Origin of the sequence: Streptomyces sp. NPDC088400 (assembly GCF_044753355.1) — a bacterium.
GTDB lineage: Bacteria > Actinomycetota > Actinomycetes > Streptomycetales > Streptomycetaceae > Streptomyces.
In genome coordinates, this window is the sequence record NZ_JBIVMZ010000017.1 from 72,820 (window position 1) to 89,019 (window position 16,200).

A 16,200-nucleotide genomic window follows, 5' to 3' on the forward strand; every position below is an offset into this window, starting at 1 on the left:
TCCCTGGCGCCATACTGCTGACCGGGAGTTTGTCCCCCCGAATCCGCCGGGGGCCGCACCGTCGTCGTCAAATGACCGAGGGGGAGGTCACGTGACATACCCGCCGAATGTGCGCACCGCGCCACCATCGGCGCCGACGCATGCGCCCGCGCGCCCGTCGGCACCACCGGCTCCGGGCGGACCGGCGGGACCGCCGCCGGGGCGGCACAGCGCGTGGACGGAGACCAGAGCGCGGCTTCGCGCCGCGGCGACGACGGAGCCGGGGCGGCTGAGGATCATCGGCGCGGCCCTGGCCGTGCTGGTCCTGGCGTTCGGGGCGGCGGCGACAGTGGAGGGGTCCGGCCGGTTCACCTCCGCCAACGACGTGGTGGAGCGGAGCCAGCCGCTGAGCGAGGACGCGGCCAACATCTACGGATGGCTGGCCGACGCGGACTCGGCAGCGGCGGGCGGCTTCCTGTCCGGTGCGCAGAACACGCGGACGCGGGCCGACGAGCGCGAACGCTTCGAGGAGGACGCGAAGATGGCGTCCCGCTATCGGGGCGACATCGAGAAGGCGTCCAAGCAGCTGATCAACGCGGCCACCCATACGGACCGTTCCGGCGAGTCGGGCCGGCAGATAGCCACGCTGAACGAGGGCCTGCCCCGGTACACAGGGCTGATCGAGCGCGCCCGTGCCAATGAGCGGCAGGGGCTGCCGCTGGGCGGTGCCTATCTGCAGTACGCGAACCAGGTGATGACCGAGGAACTGCTGCCCGCCGCACAGAAGTTGTACGACGCGGAGACGGCACGGCTCGCCCAGGACAACGACGACGCGCGGCTGTGGCCGTACGTCTCGCCGGCGCTGGGGGTGGCGGCGCTGGGCGGCCTCGTCTGGACGCAGCGGCGCACCTACCGCAAGACGAACAGGGTGTTCAACCAGGGCCTGGTCGCCGCCACCCTCGCGTCCACCGTGCTGCTGCTCTGGCTGGCCGCCGGGCAGACCGTCGCGCGCGTGCAGCTGGACAACGCGCAGGAGCAGGGCCAGGCATCGCTGGAGGCTCTCAACGACGCCCGGGTCAGCTTCCTCAAGGCCCGCGCGAGTGAGAATCTCACGCTGATCGCGCGGGGCTCCGTCCTTACGGAGGACGGTCGGCACGACCAGTACGAGACGGACTTCAACGCGAGCATGGGCAGGCTGGACACCGCGCTCGGCAGGGCCGGGAAGCTCGCCGACAACGAGGCGGGCGCCGAACCGGTGCGCGCCGCGCAGGCCTCGGCCGCCCGGTGGCGTGAGCTCCACACGTCGGTGGCCGCCACGGACAAGGCCGGTGACTTCGACGCCGCGCTGAAGAAGGTCATCGGCGGCAAGGGCACCACGGGCGAGTCGTTCGACGAGGTGCGGGCGGAGCTGGACAAGGCGCTGGCTCAGGAGAAGAAGGAGTTCTCCCGGTCCGCCGAGAAGGGCAGGACCGCGTTGTACGGACTGGGAATCGGTGCGGGTGCGGTGCTGGGTCTGCTGGGCGCGGTGGGCGCGATCCTGGGCATGGGCCGCAGGCTTTCGGAGTACCGGTGAGAGGCGCGGGGATGACGTCCGAGAAGAGGCCTCGCCGGCCCCGCTGGTCCTACGTGTCCCGCTGGCCCTATGTATCCCGCTGGTCCTACGTGTCCCGTCGGCCTTACGTGTCGCGCCGGTCCCACACGTCCCGCCGGTCCGGCAGGCTCCATGGCTGGGGTGGCGTGTCGACCATGGCCGGCGCCTGTGCGCTGACCGCCGCGCTCGCCCTGCCGCAGTTGCCCCACGCGGCCACGGAGCGGTCGGAACGGGCCGCGCAGCGGACCGCCACTGCCGTGCCCGCGCAGACCGACGCCTGCACGGACCCGGAGCCCGTCCCGCCCTCCGACGACAACAACGCCCCGGGCGTCAAGGCGATCCGGGACCGTCAGGGCAGTGCGAGGAAACTCGTCGTCGGTGTCGACCAGAACAGCTATCGCTGGGGTTCCCGCAATCCGGACACCGGTGAGCTGGAAGGCTTCGACATCGATCTCGCCAAGGCCATAGCCGCGGACATTCTCGGCAGTGAACGGGACATCACCTTCCGCGCCATCCCCACCGAACAGCGGGAAAAGGCGCTGGCGGAGGGCACGGTCGACCTTGTTGTCAGAACGATGACGATCACCTGCGAGCGCAGTGAGAAGGTGACGTTCTCCACGCCGTACTTCCAGGTGGGCCAGCAGGTCCTCGTTCCCAAGGGGTCGCCGGTCACGGGGTTCGACGAAACGCTGCGCGGCAAGCGGGTCTGCACGGCCAGGAAGTCGACGGCGTACACGGCTCTGAAGAAGAAGTCGTACGGCGCGGTCTTCGACAAGCCCGAGTACATCGTGGCCAACCAGCTCGACTGCCTGGTGCGGCTCCAACTGGGCGAGGTCGACGCGGTGGTGACGGACAACGCGCTCGCGGCCGGCCAGGCGGCACAGGACCCGGACGTCGAGCTGGTCGGGGAGCCGCTGCCCCCGGAGTACTACGGAGTCGCCGCCGAATTGGGCAACGACGATCTGGTGGGCCGGGTGAATCACGTACTGGAGGAATATCGCGCGGGCGGGAAGGACAGCCGTTGGATGAAGTCGTACAACAACTGGCTGAAGGCGGGACTGCCCGGAATAACCGAGCCGCCGGTCGTCGACTGACGAGACCGGCCGGCCCGGCGGGGATCAGGACGAGGGCGGCACAGAGCGGCGCAGGACAGGGCAGTGCGCGACAGAGCGGGTCAGCAGGACAAGGCAGGGCAGGGACACGAGCGGAGAGGTGATCGATGGGCGTCATGGGTTCCTTCCCCGACTCGTCGGGGAGGCCGCCGGGACCGGTGATGGACCGGGACGAGGTGGACCGGGCCTTGGCACGCCTCGAAGCGGAGTACGAGGCGATCGAGACCTCGCTGCTCGCCCTCCAGGACCACTCCGGCCGCAGACTCCTCGAAGGGGCCGAGCTGACCGGGGTCACCAAGGACCGCTGGGCCGCCGCCGAACAGTCGATCACCTTGCTGTGGACGTATTTCGACAGCTACACCGAGGCGCTGACCGGCGCCCAGGAGGCGCGTGCCAGGCGGCGCTGGCCGAACCGCGACGATCTGGTGGAGCTGACCGAGACGCTGCGCGGCCGCGCGGTCACCGTCGCGGGCGCCGCCGGAAGCGGGCCGGCGGCCCTCAGCACCCCGGCCAGGCTCTCCGAGCACTTCACCCTCGCCGAGCTGGTGTCCCGGATGAACGAGCTGTACGCGTCCTCCCTGGACATGGTCGTGATCGCCGACGCGGTCTGGTCGGCGCTGCCGGCCCGGATCGATCTGCTCTCGGCGGAGCTGCGGCGCACCCGCTCGCTGGCGCACTCCGTCGGCGTACGGCCCGGGGAGCATCCGGCCGGTGACGACCTGGAGTCGATCACGCGGGAGCTGAGCACCCTGCGCGCCCAGGTGGTCTCCGATCCGCTGGCCTTCTGGCGTCCCGCGCTGGGCAGTTCGGCCCCGGGCGGCGGCCGTCCCGACACCGAGCGCTACGACCGGGAGGCGCGCGCCCTGGAGGACGTACGGCGGGAGATCGAAGCGGTTCTCGCGGTGCGTCAGGACTCGGAGGAGCGGCTGAAGCGGCTGCGTGACGTCCTGTCGCGCGCGGACCGTACGCTCACCGAGGCCCGGTCGGCGCGTGGCGAGGTGCTGGCGAAGATCGCGGCGTCCGAGGTGCCGGCGGTCAGCGGGCCGCCGACCGCGCTCCAGGAGCGGCTCTCGACCGCCGCCGAGTACCGCAGGCACGCCCAGTGGAACCGGCTCTCGCCGCTGCTGGAGTCGCTGGAGCGCGACGCCGAGGACGAACTGCTGCGGGCCCGCGAGTCGTTGACAGCGGTCACGGCGCCGCTGGCGGTCCGCGCGGAGCTGCGCGGCCGGCTCGACGCGTACAAGGCGAAGGTCGCCCGGCACGGCATGGCCGAGGACCCGTTGCTCGTCGAGCGGTACGACGCGGCCCGCCGGATGCTGTGGAGCGCGCCCTGCGATCTGCGCGTCGCCGAACAGGCGGTGCTGCGCTACCAGCGGGCCGCGGCGGACGTTCTGGTCCCGGGCCGGCCGGGGCCGGTCGACGGCGCGGGGGACGCATGACGGGCGAGGGGGACGCATGACGCATGTTTCGGAGGCGCACGCGGCAGAGGGAAGAGAAGGCGGGCGGGGGAACAGATGAGTGCGAAGAACGCCTGCCAGCGCCCGGGCTGCGAGGGCTCGTACGAAGACATGGGCGGCGGTCAGATGTACTGCGACACCTGCGGTCTGGCCCCCGTCCTCCCGCCGGCCGGGGTGCCGTCCGCACGGGGCAGCGGCCGGAGCGGCGGCTCCGGGTGCGGCGGTTCCGCGCGTGCCTCGTCGGGCGGCGCCACCCGTGCCTCCTCCGGGTCCTCCTCGCGGTCGTCCACCTCGCGGCGTTCGGTCTCGGGCCGGCTGTCCGGGCAGCAGTCCTCGCGGTCGGTGTCGGTGCGCAGTTCCGGTTCGTCCGCGTCCGCTTCGGGCCGCAACCGGCTGGGTGCCGGCCTGGTCTCCGTACCGGACGTACCGCGTCCCGACCCGCGGTCCGCCGTGATGGAGAAACCGGAAGTGCCGGAGCGGAAGCGGTACTGCTCGCGCTCCGACTGCGGGGCGCCGGTGGGCCGCGCGCGGGGCGACCGGCCGGGGCGTACGGAAGGTTTCTGCACCAAGTGCGGGCATCCGTACTCGTTCGTGCCGAAGCTGCACACGGGCAATGTCGTGCACGGGCAGTACGAGGTCATGGGCTGTCTGGCCCATGGTGGCCTGGGCTGGATCTATCTCGCGGTCGACCGCGCCGTCTCGGACCGCTGGGTGGTCCTCAAGGGCCTGCTCGACACCGGCGACCAGGACGCCATGGAGGCGGCGATCTCCGAGCGCCGTTTCCTCGCCGAGATCGAGCACTCCAACATCGTCCGCATCTACAACTTCGTGGAACACCTCGACCAGCGCACCGGCTCCATGGACGGCTACATCGTCATGGAGTACGTCGGCGGCAAGTCGCTGAAGGAGATCCTGACCGACCTGCGGACGGAGACCGGCAGCCGCGATCCACTGCCGGTCGAGCAGGCGTGCGCGTACGGCATCGAGGCGCTGGAGGCGCTCGGCCATCTGCACAGCCGCGGTCTGCTGTACTGCGACTTCAAGATCGACAACGCGATTCAGACCGAGGACCAGCTCAAACTCATCGACATGGGCGCGGTCCGCAGGATGGACGACGCGGACTCCGCGATATACGGCACCGTCGGCTACCAGGCGCCGGAGGTCGCGGAGACCGGCCCGTCGGTGGCCTCCGATCTCTATACGGTGGCCCGCACCCTGGCCGTGCTGGCCTTCGACTTCCAGGGCTATGCGAACGTGTTCGTGGACTCGCTCCCGGACCCCGGGAACATCGAGGTCTTCCGGACGTACGAATCCTTCTACCGGCTGCTGGTGCGGGCGACGGACCCGGATCCGGCGCGGCGGTTCTCGTCGGCGCAGGAGATGGCGGAGCAGCTGACGGGAGTGCTGCGGGAGGTCGTGGCGCTCCAGACGGGACAGCCGCGCCCCTCGTTGTCGACGCTGTTCGGCCCTGAGCTGCGGATCACGGACACGGAGCTGTTCCCGGAGCTGACGGATGACGTCTCGCGGCTGGGTGTGCGGGCGGGGTCGGCCGGGAGCGGTGGGCGCAGGGGCCTGTTCGGCCGTCGTACGAGTGCGGTGAGGGCGGTGACCGCGGGGCCCGCCGCCGGTCTCACGGGCTCTACGGGAGCTCCGGGGGCCCCTGCTTTTCCGCCGCCCCCGGCCCTGCCACCGGCGGTCGGCGGTACGGGCCCGGCGCTCCGGCCGATGCTGACGCCGGTCGACGCCCACGCGACCGCGCTGGCACTGCCCGTACCGAAAGTCGATCCGAACGATCCGAACGCCGGATTCCTGGCCGGTCTGACGGCCGCCGCCCCCGCCGAGGCGCTCGCCGCACTGGCCGGCACCCCCACCGAGTCCGTGGAGCGCGGGCTGCGCGAGCTGCGGGCCCGGCTGGAAATGGGCGACCTGGCCGCCGCGGCCGGAGAGTTGGCCGCCCTGGAGGAAGGCCGTCCCGACGACTGGCGGATCGTCTGGTACCGAGGGGTCACCTCGCTGATGACGGGCGATCACGAGCTCGCGGCGGACTCCTTCGACGCGGTCTACGACGCGTTCCCCGGCGAACCGGCCCCGAAGCTGGCGCTGGGCGTCTGCTGGGAAATGCTCGGTCAACTGGACAACGCGGCCGCGTACTACCGGCTCGTCTGGACGACCGACCCGAACTATGTGAGTGCCGCGTTCAGCCTGGCCCGGGTGCGACTGGCCGCCGGTGACCGGGCCGGTGCCGTACGGACCCTGGAGTCCGTGCCCGAGTCGTCGATCCATTACACGGCGGCGCGGGTCGCGGCCGTACGGGCCCGGCTGCGCCGGCGCGGTCCGGACGTGCCGGCCCCCGGATCCGGCGCTGAGCCGCGGCTGATCGACGATCTGACGGCGGCCGCGGACGAGGTGTCCGCGCTCCAGCGGTTCGGTCTGGACGCGGTCCGGCGTGAACAGTTGTCGACCGAGGTATTGGGGACGGCTCTGGACTGGGTACTCTCCGGTAGTCCCGGAACCCGTCCCGCTCAGACCTCGCTGCTCGGCAGCGAGGTGAACGAACGCGGGCTGCGTTTCGGACTGGAACGCTCGTACCGGGTGCTCGCCCGGCTCGCTCAGCGCGGCGAGGAGAGGATCGAACTGGTGGAGCGGGCAAACCGTTTCCGCCCTCGGACGTGGGTGTGATTGATGTCCCAGATGCCCCATCCGGCCGCTCGGCCGGTCTGCCCCAGCTGCGAGGAGCCGCTGGAGTCCGGCGACCTGTTCTGCGGGGCGTGCGGTCACGACCTGTCGGCTGTGCCGCCGCCTCCGGGCGACCATCCCACGCTCGTCATCAACAACGCGCCGGACGGCGTTCCGGTCGCCGGTACGGAGTGGCCCACGGCCGCCGGTACGGACAGCTCGGCCACGGACGCGGCCACGTATCGCGCGGAGGAGCTGCTGGAACTGGAGTCGAGCGGTTCTCGACTGCCCCCGCATCCGGGGGACTTCGAGCTGCCGGCGCCGTTGGCACGCGTACCCGGGGCGCCCGTACGGGGTGCGTCGGCACCGGACGCGCCCGCATCGCCCGGGTCGGCACCGGACGCCACAGGTCCGGTCTCCACGGGGCCGGGCACCACAGGTCCGGGCGCCACAGGGCCGGTCTCCACGGGGCCGGTCTCCATGGAGCCGGTCTCCACAAGTCAGGTCCCCGCCTCGGCCTCCGTCGAAGCGGCGGCCGGTCCGGCCGGGGACCCGGTCGATCCGCGGACCGCCGATCCCGCCCTGACGGCCCCGCCCGGTTCCAAGGTGTGCGTGGCCTGCCGCGTCGGCCGCGTCGACACCGACGGCTACTGCGAGAACTGCGGGCACGCCCAGCCGCGCGAGCGTGACCATATGGAGCAGGAGTTGGGCGCGGTGGCGGCGGTCAGCGACCGCGGGCTGCGCCATCACCGTAACGAGGACGCGTTCGCCGTGTCGTCCGCCGCCCTGCCGGACGGTTCGCCCGCCGTGGTCGCGGTCGTCTGCGACGGCGTGTCCTCCGCGACCCGCCCCGACGATGCCTCGGCCGCCGCCGCGTCCTCGGCGAACGAGTCCCTGCTGGGTGCGCTGGAGCGCGGTACGCACCCGCAGCAGGCGATGCACGACGCCATCGTGGTGGCCGGCGACGCGGTCAACTCCCTTGCCGCATCACCGCCCAGCGCACTGGACCGCGACGCTCACCGCCATCAGAACGCCCCCGCGTGCACGATCGTCGGCGCGGTGGTGGCGAGCGGTCTGCTGATCATCGGCTGGGTCGGCGACAGCCGGGTGTACTGGGTTCCCGACGACCGGAGCGGCCCGCCCGCCCGGCTCACCGAGGACGATTCCTGGGCCGCGCAGATGGTCGCGGCGGGGCTGATGACCGAGGCGCAGGCGTACGCGGACGATCGCGCCCACGCCATCACGGGCTGGCTCGGCGCCGACGCGTACGAACTGGAGCCGCACACCGCGTCGTTCAAACCGGACCGCCCGGGGGTGGTGGTGGTCTGCACGGACGGCCTGTGGAACTACGCGGAGGGCGCGGACGAGATGGCCAGGGCGCTGCCGTCCGATGCCGCCGCACGTCCGCTGCACGCGGCCCAGGTACTGGTCGGGCACGCGCTCGACGGTGGGGGCCACGACAACGTAACAGTGGCTGTACTGCCGTTCGCCGTGCCATCACGAGGGGCAGGATCCGCCTACAACACGGCGTGAGTCCCGCTCTGCCCGTTCTCGACCACTCATGTCCGCTTTGCTGAGACCTTTTGGTCTTTTGGCCTTCCGGTCTTTTCGTCCTTTACCGTGCAGCCCCCCGTGATTTCTCGATTTTCGACTGTCTTTTGTCTTTCACTTGTCTCTGCTACGTGGAGCGCCAAGGAGCCGATACGGATGGCGATTTTCTCGAAGTCGACGGTGCCGCAGTTCTCCGTCGACGTGTACCAGAACGCGTACCTGCCCGAGGGCGGGCGCGAGGTCAACGCGATCGTCACGGTCACCTCGACGGGGGGCGGCACCACCGGCGGAGTGCCTCTGGCGAGGGCCTCGGCCACCCCGGCGTCCGCTCCCGGGCACAGCCCGGACGCGGCCGTGGTGATCATGGTCGACTGCTCAGGATCGATGGAGTACCCGCCGACGAAGATGCGCAACGCGCGCGATGCCACGGCAGCGGCCATCGACACCCTGCGCGACGGCGTCGCGTTCGCGATCGTCGGCGGTACGCATGTGGCGAAGGAGGTCTTCCCGGGCAACGGCCGCCTGGCGGTGGCCAACGCGGGGTCCAGGGCCCAGGCCAAGGACGCGCTGCGCCGGCTCAGCGCGGGCGGGGGTACGGCGATCGGCACCTGGCTGCGGCTGGCCGACCGGTTGCTGGCCTCGGCCGACGCCCCCATCAGGCACGGCATTCTGCTCACCGACGGCCGTAACGAGCATGAATCGGCGGTGGATCTGAGGGCGACGCTGGACGCCGTCGCGGGCCGCTTCACCTGTGACGCCCGGGGCGTGGGTACGGACTGGGAGGTGAAGGAGGTCACCGGAGTCGCCTCCGCGCTGCTCGGGACCGCCGATATCGTCGCCGATCCGGCGGGCCTGGCCGCGGACTTCACGCACATGATGGAGAACGTGATGGGCAAGGAGGTCGCGGACGTGGCGCTGCGGCTGTGGACTCCGGTCGGGGCGGAGATCGCGTTCGTCAAGCAAGTGGCACCCACGGTCGAGGAGTTGACCGAGCGGCGTACGGAGGCGGCGCCACGCGCCGGGGACTACCCGACCGGGTCCTGGGGCGACGAGTCGCGCGACTACCACGTGTGCGTCAAGGTCCCGGAGGCCGGTATCGGCCAGGAGATGCTGGCCGCGCGCGTCTCGCTGATCCTTCCCGCGCAGGGAGGCGGCTCGCCCGAGGTGCTGTCGCAGGGGCTGGTACGGGCCATGTGGACGGACGACATGGCGGCCTCCACCTCCATCAATCCCCAGGTCGCGCACTACACGGGCCAGGCCGAACTGGCTCAGGTCATTCAACAGGGGCTGGATGCCCGCAAGTCGGGAGATTTCGACGGCGCGACCGCGAAACTGGGACGAGCCGTACAGCTCGCGGCTTCCTCGGGGAACGCGGATACAGCGAAACTGCTTTCGAAGGTGGTGGACGTCGTCGACGCGGCGACGGGTACTGTGCGACTGAAGGCGAAGGTCGAGGACGCGGACGAGATGACTCTTGAGACGCGCTCCACCAAGACCGTTCGCGTCAAGAAGTAACGTCGGGAACAGTCGAGAACAGCGATCGGTAGGGCAGCGGCCGGCACGGCGGCGGCCCGTACCGGAGCGACAGCAGTGAGCAACGGCCTGCGGGCCGGATGAGGAGAGGGGGAAGCGCCGACATGCCGACCTGCCCGAACGGACACCAGTCGGGTTCCGAAGACTGGTGCGAGGTCTGCGGACATCGCATGGCCGGACCAGGCGCTCCCGCGGGGGCCGTACCACCGCCTCCCCCGCCACCGCCAGCACCTGGTTACGGCTACCCGCCCGGCCCTGGCCCCGGTCAGGGCCCCGGTCCTGGTCCTGGCCCCGGATTCGACGCCACCGCGCAGGCCCAGCTGTGCCCGCAGTGCCGCACCCCGCGCGAGGCGATGGCTCCGTTCTGCGAGGAGTGCCGCTGGAACTTCCTCACGAACACGGCGACGTCGTACACCCCGCTGGCTCCGCAGCAGCAGCAACCGGGACCGGGCGGTCCCGGTCAGGGGCCTGGTCCGGCTCCCGGGCTGAATCTGCCGCCGGGCTTCCAGTCCCAGCCCGGACCGCCCCAGCCCGGACCGCTCCAGCCCGGTCCGCTCCAGCCGGGGCCCCACCAGCAGGCGCCGCATCAGCCGGGGCCGCCCGCGCCACCGGATCCGTTCGACTACCAGGGCTCGCGGCCCTCGCAGCTGAACCGGCCCGCCGAGTCGCTGTCGCCCGAGCAGCCCTCGCCTCCCATGCCGCCGTCGCCGTACGGCCTGCACCAGCAGGGGCCGCACCAGCAGGGGCCGCCGCCTCCGCCGCCGTATCAGCACCAGGGTCCGCCGCCTCCGCCCGCCTTCCAGCAGCAGTCCGCCGCCCCGCCGCAGCAGCAGAGGCCCGGGGCCGGTGAGGACGACTGGATGCTGCCGCCGCCCTCGCATGCCCAGGGGCCGCAGGAACCACAGCATCCGCAGGCGCAACAGCCCCAGCAGCCGCCTCCGCAACAGGCGCAGCACCAGCAGCAGGGGCCGCCCCAGCAGCAGGACCCGATGCGGCAGTATCAGCAGGCGCCCACGAGCTGGACAGCCGTCATCGGCCCCGACCGTGACTACTTCATGGCGATGATGCAGCGCAGCGGGCCCGAGGCGACCGGGCTGAATCTGCCGGCCTTCTCCCCCGAGCAGCACCTTCCGCTCGTCGGGAACCAGATCACCATCGGCCGTCGCAGGCACTCCACCGGCGAGTCCCCCGACATCGATCTGTCGGTCCCGCCGGAGGACCCGGGCGTCTCGCACCAGCACGCGGTCCTGGTCCAGCAGCCGGACGGCAGTTGGGCCGTGGTCGACCAGAACTCCACCAACGGCACCACGCTCAACGGCGCCGAGGACCCGATAAAGCCTTATATCCCCGTCCCGCTCAACGACGGCGACCGGGTGCATGTCGGGGCTTGGACGACGATCGCGATCCGCCGGGGCTGAGACCGACGGCATTGGGGGGCGGTCTGAGTCCGTCGAATCGGCGGCGACCCGGCGGACCGGACTCAGGGGCTGAGTGGCCAGACGTACGGCCCCGCCGGATCGTCCAGCCAGGCCCACTGCCCGTCGCCGGTGACGGTGATGCCGAACCGCTCCCGCCCGGGGCGCCGCTCCTGCTCCCACAGGGCGAGCGCCTCGTGCGGGTCCAGGCTGCCCGCTGTCAGCGCCAGCAGGAAACGGAAGAGGTCGTTCTCGATCGTGCGCCTCGGCAGCCCGCCGAGGGGCCGGTGCGCCATGGGCCCGCCGCCGGACGCACCAGGAGGCCTGGGTGTACCGCGCAACGGTACGAAGTAGGCGGCGGTGTGCAGAAAATGCCCCTCCGCGTAACGGCGGCGGTGAACTCCGTCCGCCCCACCGTCGCCGTCCGCCCCACCGTCCCCGACCCGCAGCGCGATCAGCCCGGTGGCGAACGGGGCCAGGATCCGCGCCCCCGGCCGGCACTGCGCCAGCCAGGCCGTCGGCACCGACGGCAGGGTGCAGGTCGCGATGATCCGGTCGTACGGGGCCCGCTCCGGGCACCCGCGCGCCCCGTCGCCGGTGACGACGGCGGGCCGGTAACCGGCCGTCGCGAGATGAGTGCGGGCGGACTCCGTGATCTCCGGGTCCAGATCAACGGTGGTGACCTGCGCGTCCCCCAGCCGGTGGGCGAGCAGGGCGGCGTTGTATCCGGTGCCCGCGCCGATCTCCAGGACGCGGTCCCCGTCCCGTACGTCCAGTTCCTCCAGCATGCGGGCCATCAGGGAGGGCTGGCTGCTGGACGAGATCAGCTCACCGTCGCGTACCCGGGTCGCGAGCGGCCCGTCCGCGTAAGCGCCCTTCAGCCAGCGGCGCTGCCTCGCGGGGTCCGGGTCCCCGCTCCACAGCCGTTCGTAGCCGCCGGGGCGGCTGACGAAGTAGTACGGCACGAACACATGGCGCGGCACCTCCTCGAACGCCGCCCGCCAGGCCGGATCGTCCAGTGCCCCGCCCGCCGCGATGTCCCGCACCAGCACGGCGCGCGCCTCGGCGGCGGTCGTGTCGTCCGGGCCGTACTCGTCCTCGCGGTGTGCACGGTGTGCGCCCATCCCTCCACTCTCCTGGGTGAGCGGCCAGGAAGCGAGTGCGCCTCGCCTCCTTGCCACGCCCCGGGATCGCGGGAGTCCCGCGGAATCACACCGGAGTCCGCCAGAGATCTGCGGGAGTCCTAGGGTCTTTCGTTTGGATCAGGCCGGATCAGGGAGCGGGGTCTGGTGCCGTGGATCGCAAGGCGGAGGAGTGAGGCGACGCGGAGCGTCGTGGAGTGACGACAACGCGGCGAGGCGCGGTGCCAGGGCACGCGAGCCCGGCAAGATCCAAACGAGAGGCCCTAGGACCGATGTACTCGGCCGACGCGTCTGAGACCATGGACGGGTGAAAGAGATTCCGCGCGGCACGCTTCAGGAGCAGACCTTCTACGAGCAGGTCGGCGGCGAGGAGACCTTCCGGCGCCTGGTCCGCACCTTCTACCAGGGGGTCGCGGAGGACCCGCTGCTGCGTCCGATGTACCCGGAGGAGGACCTTGGCCCCGCCGAGGAGCGCCTGGCGCTCTTCCTGATGCAGTACTGGGGCGGTCCCCGCACCTACAGCGACAACCGCGGCCATCCCCGGCTGCGGATGCGCCACGCACCGTTCACGGTCGACAGTGCCGCGCACGATGCCTGGCTGAAGCACATGCGGGTGGCCGTCGACGAGCTGGGGCTGTCCGAGGAGCACGAACGGCAGCTGTGGAGCTACCTCACCTACGCCGCCGCCTCGATGGTGAACACCGCGGGCTGACGCCGCCGGACGGTCTCCCCTCCGGCTCGTACGCCGGATCCCCGGGGCGACCGTACGTCTCCGGCCGGGTCCGCCGTCGTATGCGCTGAGGCCGGCCTCAGGCCGGGGTGACCGTGAGTCCGCCGAGTCCCGCGCGCCGTACCGCGATCGAGCCGTACGGCGTACGGAGCCGGAGCCAGTTGCCGGACGCGAGCAGCGCCACCGGCTCCTCGGGCGCCGCGGCGGCCGGCACCATCGCCCGCACCGGGCGCAGGAAACCCAGCGACTGCGCGGCGTGCGCGGCCCGCAGCGGGAGGCCGGTGTCGCCGAGCGTGCGGGACCAGATCTCGCGGCCGATCCGGTCGCGCTCCGCGCGCGTACGGTCGTCCGGCGCCAACTGTTCGTCCCGGGCCCGGAATTCGGCGACCGCGGCGGCCAGCGCGCCCCGGATGGCCTCCTCGCCGGGCAGCCCCGCCACCTGCTGCCAGCCTCCGCGCGGCGGCAGCATTCCGGCCCACGGCGGGCCGGTGACGGCCGCCGGGACCACCGCGCTGCCCGCCGACTCGTCGAGGGATTCGAGGAGTTCACCGGCGGAGACGGTGACGTCCAGCTCGTACGGGGCGGCCAGCCTGGCCGTACGGATGGCCAGCACCTCGAAGGACACCGGCCGGCCGAACACCGCGAGCGCCCCGCCGCCGGCCTGGAGCCGGACGGCGGCGGCACGGTCGTAGTGGATCAGCCGGGCGAGGAAGGCGCCGAGGTCGGCCGCCTCCCTCGCGTCGGCGAACTCCAGTGTCTGGACCGGTGCTGTCATGCGGCGAGAGCACCCTTGTCGTCATCGTCCACGTACCGCAGGAGATACGCCTTCTCCTCCGCGGTGATCCGCCGGGGCCGCTCGGCCTCCAGGTCGTACGGGACGACGACCGTCGAGGCCCGTACGTACACCTGGTCCGCGTCCTTGATCTCGTACGCGATGGTCAGCGACGCGGCGTTGATCTTCGTCACCCACGACTCGATGGTCACCGGCTCGTGCCGGTGCAGCAACGGCCGCTTGTAGTCGATCTCGTGGCGGGCGACGACGGAACCGCCGGAGAAGGACGGCGAGCCGTCCCCCGGCGCCAGCCGGAACATGAAGTCGATCCGGGCCTCCTCCAGATAACTGATGAAGACCGCGTTGTTGACGTGCCCGAAGGCATCCATGTCCGACCAGCGCAGAGGGCAGCTGTAGATGTGCCGGGTCATATCAGCCCCGCGTGAGCTTCTTGTAGGTGGCGCGGTGCGGGCGGGCGGCGTCGGCGCCGAGCCGCTCGACCTTGTTCTTCTCGTACGACTCGAAGTTGCCCTCGAACCAGAACCACCGGGAGTCGCCCTCGTACGCCAGGATGTGCGTGGCGACCCGGTCGAGGAACCACCGGTCGTGGGAGACGACCACGGCCGCACCGGGGAACTCCAGCAGCGCGTTCTCCAGCGACGACAGGGTCTCGACGTCGAGGTCGTTGGTCGGTTCGTCGAGGAGCAGCAGGTTGCCGCCCTGCTTGAGGGTCAGCGCCAGGTTGAGGCGGTTGCGCTCACCGCCGGAGAGCACCCCGGCCGGCTTCTGCTGGTCCGGGCCCTTGAAGCCGAAGGCGGAGACGTAGGCGCGCGAGGGCATTTCGACCTGGCCGACGTTGATGTAGTCGAGTTCGTCGGAGACGACCGCCCACAGCGTCTTCTTCGGGTCGATGTTCCCGCGCGACTGGTCGACATAGCTGATCTTGACGGTGTCGCCGACCTTGATGGTGCCGGAGTCCGGCTCCTCGAAGCCCTGGATCATCTTGAACAGCGTGGTCTTGCCCGCGCCGTTCGGGCCGATGACGCCGACGATGCCGTTGCGCGGGAGCGTGAACGACAGGTCGTCGATGAGGACCTTGTCGCCGAACGCCTTGGAGAGGTTCTCGACCTCGACGACGATGCTGCCGAGACGCGGGCCCGGCGGGATCTGGATCTCCTCGAAGTCCAGCTTCCGCATCTTGTCGGCCTCGGCGGCCATCTCCTCGTAACGGGCCAGCCTGGACTTGGACTTGGCCTGCCGCCCCTTCGCGTTGGAGCGGACCCACTCAAGCTCTTCCTTGAGCCTCTTCGCGCGCTTGGCGTCCTTGTTGCCCTCGACCTTGAGACGGGCCTGCTTGGTCTCCAAGTACTTGGAGTAGTTGCCCTCGTAGCCGTGGAGACGGCCGCGGTCGACCTCGCAGATCCAGCCGGCGACGTTGTCGAGGAAGTACCGGTCGTGGGTGACGGCGACGATGGTGCCGGGGTACTTGGCGAGGTGCTGCTCCAGCCACTGCACGGACTCGGCGTCCAGGTGGTTGGTGGGCTCGTCGAGGAGCAGCAGGTCGGGCGCTTCGAGCAGCAGCTTGCAGAGCGCGACGCGACGGCGCTCACCGCCGGAGAGGTTGGTGACGGCCCAGTCGCCGGGCGGGCAGCCGAGCGCGTCCATGGCCTGTTCGAGCTGGGTGTCCAGGTCCCACGCGTTGGCGTGGTCGAGGTCTTCCTGGAGCTTGCCCATCTCCTCCATGAGGGCGTCGGAGTAGTCCGTCGCCATCAGCTCTGCCACTTCGTTGAAGCGGTGGAGCTTGCCCATGATCTCGGCGGCGCCGTCCTGGACGTTCTGCAGCACGGTCTTGGACTCGTCCAGCGGCGGCTCCTGGAGGAGCATGCCGACGGTGTAGCCCGGGGACAGGAACGCGTCGCCGTTGGACGGCTGCTCCAGACCGGCCATGATCTTCAGAATGGTGGACTTTCCGGCGCCGTTGGGTCCCACCACACCGATCTTCGCGCCCGGCAAGAAGCTCTGCGTCACGTCATCGAGGATGACCTTGTCGCCGTGCGCCTTACGCGCCTTGCGCATCGTGTAGATGTACTCAGCCAAGAGAAACCGTCCGGCAATCGAGAAGGGCCAATGTGCGGCTCCGCCGCGTGAGGGCAGATACACCCCATCTTGCCTGACGTCCATCCCCCGATGGAAACCCGTATCGCTCCCCGGACCGCTCCTCCCCCTCTGCTCTCCAACCGCT

12 protein-coding genes are annotated in these 16,200 nt (G+C 71.1%); 8 read left to right on the forward strand and 4 right to left on the reverse strand.

Annotated elements, in window-relative coordinates; genetic code table 11:
• Positions 1-91: 91 nt before the first annotated feature.
• From ACIQD6_RS32125 to ACIQD6_RS32155, 7 genes are all read left to right on the forward strand, one after another.
• Positions 92-1,552: a hypothetical protein gene (locus tag ACIQD6_RS32125; RefSeq protein WP_401889432.1), complete on the forward strand. Its 1,461-nt coding sequence runs from the start codon at positions 92-94 to the stop codon at positions 1,550-1,552.
• Between the two features lie 173 nt (positions 1,553-1,725).
• A complete protein-coding gene (locus ACIQD6_RS32130; RefSeq protein WP_401889435.1) occupies positions 1,726-2,664 on the forward strand; it encodes a glutamate ABC transporter substrate-binding protein in 939 nt (312 codons plus the stop codon).
• A gap of 125 nt (positions 2,665-2,789) precedes the next feature.
• The gene (locus ACIQD6_RS32135; RefSeq protein ID WP_401889437.1) at positions 2,790-4,121 is read left to right on the forward strand and encodes a hypothetical protein; all 1,332 of its coding nucleotides are present in this window, start codon (positions 2,790-2,792) and stop codon (positions 4,119-4,121) included.
• 75 nt (positions 4,122-4,196) lie between these two features.
• Entirely contained in the window at positions 4,197-6,818 is a 2,622-nt protein-coding gene (locus ACIQD6_RS32140) for a tetratricopeptide repeat protein (RefSeq protein ID WP_401889440.1), read from the forward strand.
• 3 nt (positions 6,819-6,821) lie between these two features.
• Complete coding sequence (locus ACIQD6_RS32145) at positions 6,822-8,348, forward strand: protein phosphatase 2C domain-containing protein (protein WP_401889443.1); 1,527 nt, start codon at positions 6,822-6,824, stop codon at positions 8,346-8,348.
• Between the two features lie 174 nt (positions 8,349-8,522).
• Positions 8,523-9,881 carry a VWA domain-containing protein gene (locus tag ACIQD6_RS32150; RefSeq protein ID WP_401889445.1) on the forward strand — a complete coding sequence of 453 codons (1,359 nt, stop codon included), beginning with the start codon at positions 8,523-8,525 and terminating at the stop codon, positions 9,879-9,881.
• Positions 9,882-10,003: 122 nt separating this feature from the next.
• Positions 10,004-11,317: an FHA domain-containing protein gene (locus ACIQD6_RS32155; RefSeq protein WP_401889447.1), complete on the forward strand. Its 1,314-nt coding sequence runs from the start codon at positions 10,004-10,006 to the stop codon at positions 11,315-11,317.
• Between the two features lie 62 nt (positions 11,318-11,379).
• On the opposite strand, the gene ACIQD6_RS32160 is transcribed toward ACIQD6_RS32155, so the two are convergent.
• On the reverse strand, positions 11,380-12,438 hold the full coding sequence (locus ACIQD6_RS32160) for a methyltransferase domain-containing protein (RefSeq protein WP_401889450.1): 1,059 nt from the start codon (positions 12,436-12,438) through the stop codon (positions 11,380-11,382).
• A gap of 325 nt (positions 12,439-12,763) precedes the next feature.
• On the opposite strand from ACIQD6_RS32160, the gene ACIQD6_RS32165 reads away from it, so the two are divergent.
• Positions 12,764-13,168: a globin gene (locus tag ACIQD6_RS32165; RefSeq protein ID WP_401889452.1), complete on the forward strand. Its 405-nt coding sequence runs from the start codon at positions 12,764-12,766 to the stop codon at positions 13,166-13,168.
• A gap of 97 nt (positions 13,169-13,265) precedes the next feature.
• Here ACIQD6_RS32165 and ACIQD6_RS32170 read toward each other — a convergent pair whose 3' ends face one another.
• The 3 genes from ACIQD6_RS32170 to ettA are packed head-to-tail and all read right to left on the reverse strand — an operon-like array spanning position 13,266 to position 16,055.
• Entirely contained in the window at positions 13,266-13,961 is a 696-nt protein-coding gene (locus tag ACIQD6_RS32170; RefSeq protein ID WP_401889455.1) for a hypothetical protein, read from the reverse strand.
• Positions 13,958-14,389 (reverse strand): acyl-CoA thioesterase, encoded by a 432-nt coding sequence (locus ACIQD6_RS32175; protein WP_401889458.1) that lies wholly within the window; start codon positions 14,387-14,389, stop codon positions 13,958-13,960. Before ACIQD6_RS32175 ends, ACIQD6_RS32170 begins: the two co-directional genes overlap by 4 nt.
• Before the next feature lies 1 nt (position 14,390).
• A complete protein-coding gene (ettA, locus tag ACIQD6_RS32180; protein ID WP_401889461.1) occupies positions 14,391-16,055 on the reverse strand; it encodes an energy-dependent translational throttle protein EttA in 1,665 nt (554 codons plus the stop codon).
• Positions 16,056-16,200 lie beyond the last annotated feature (145 nt).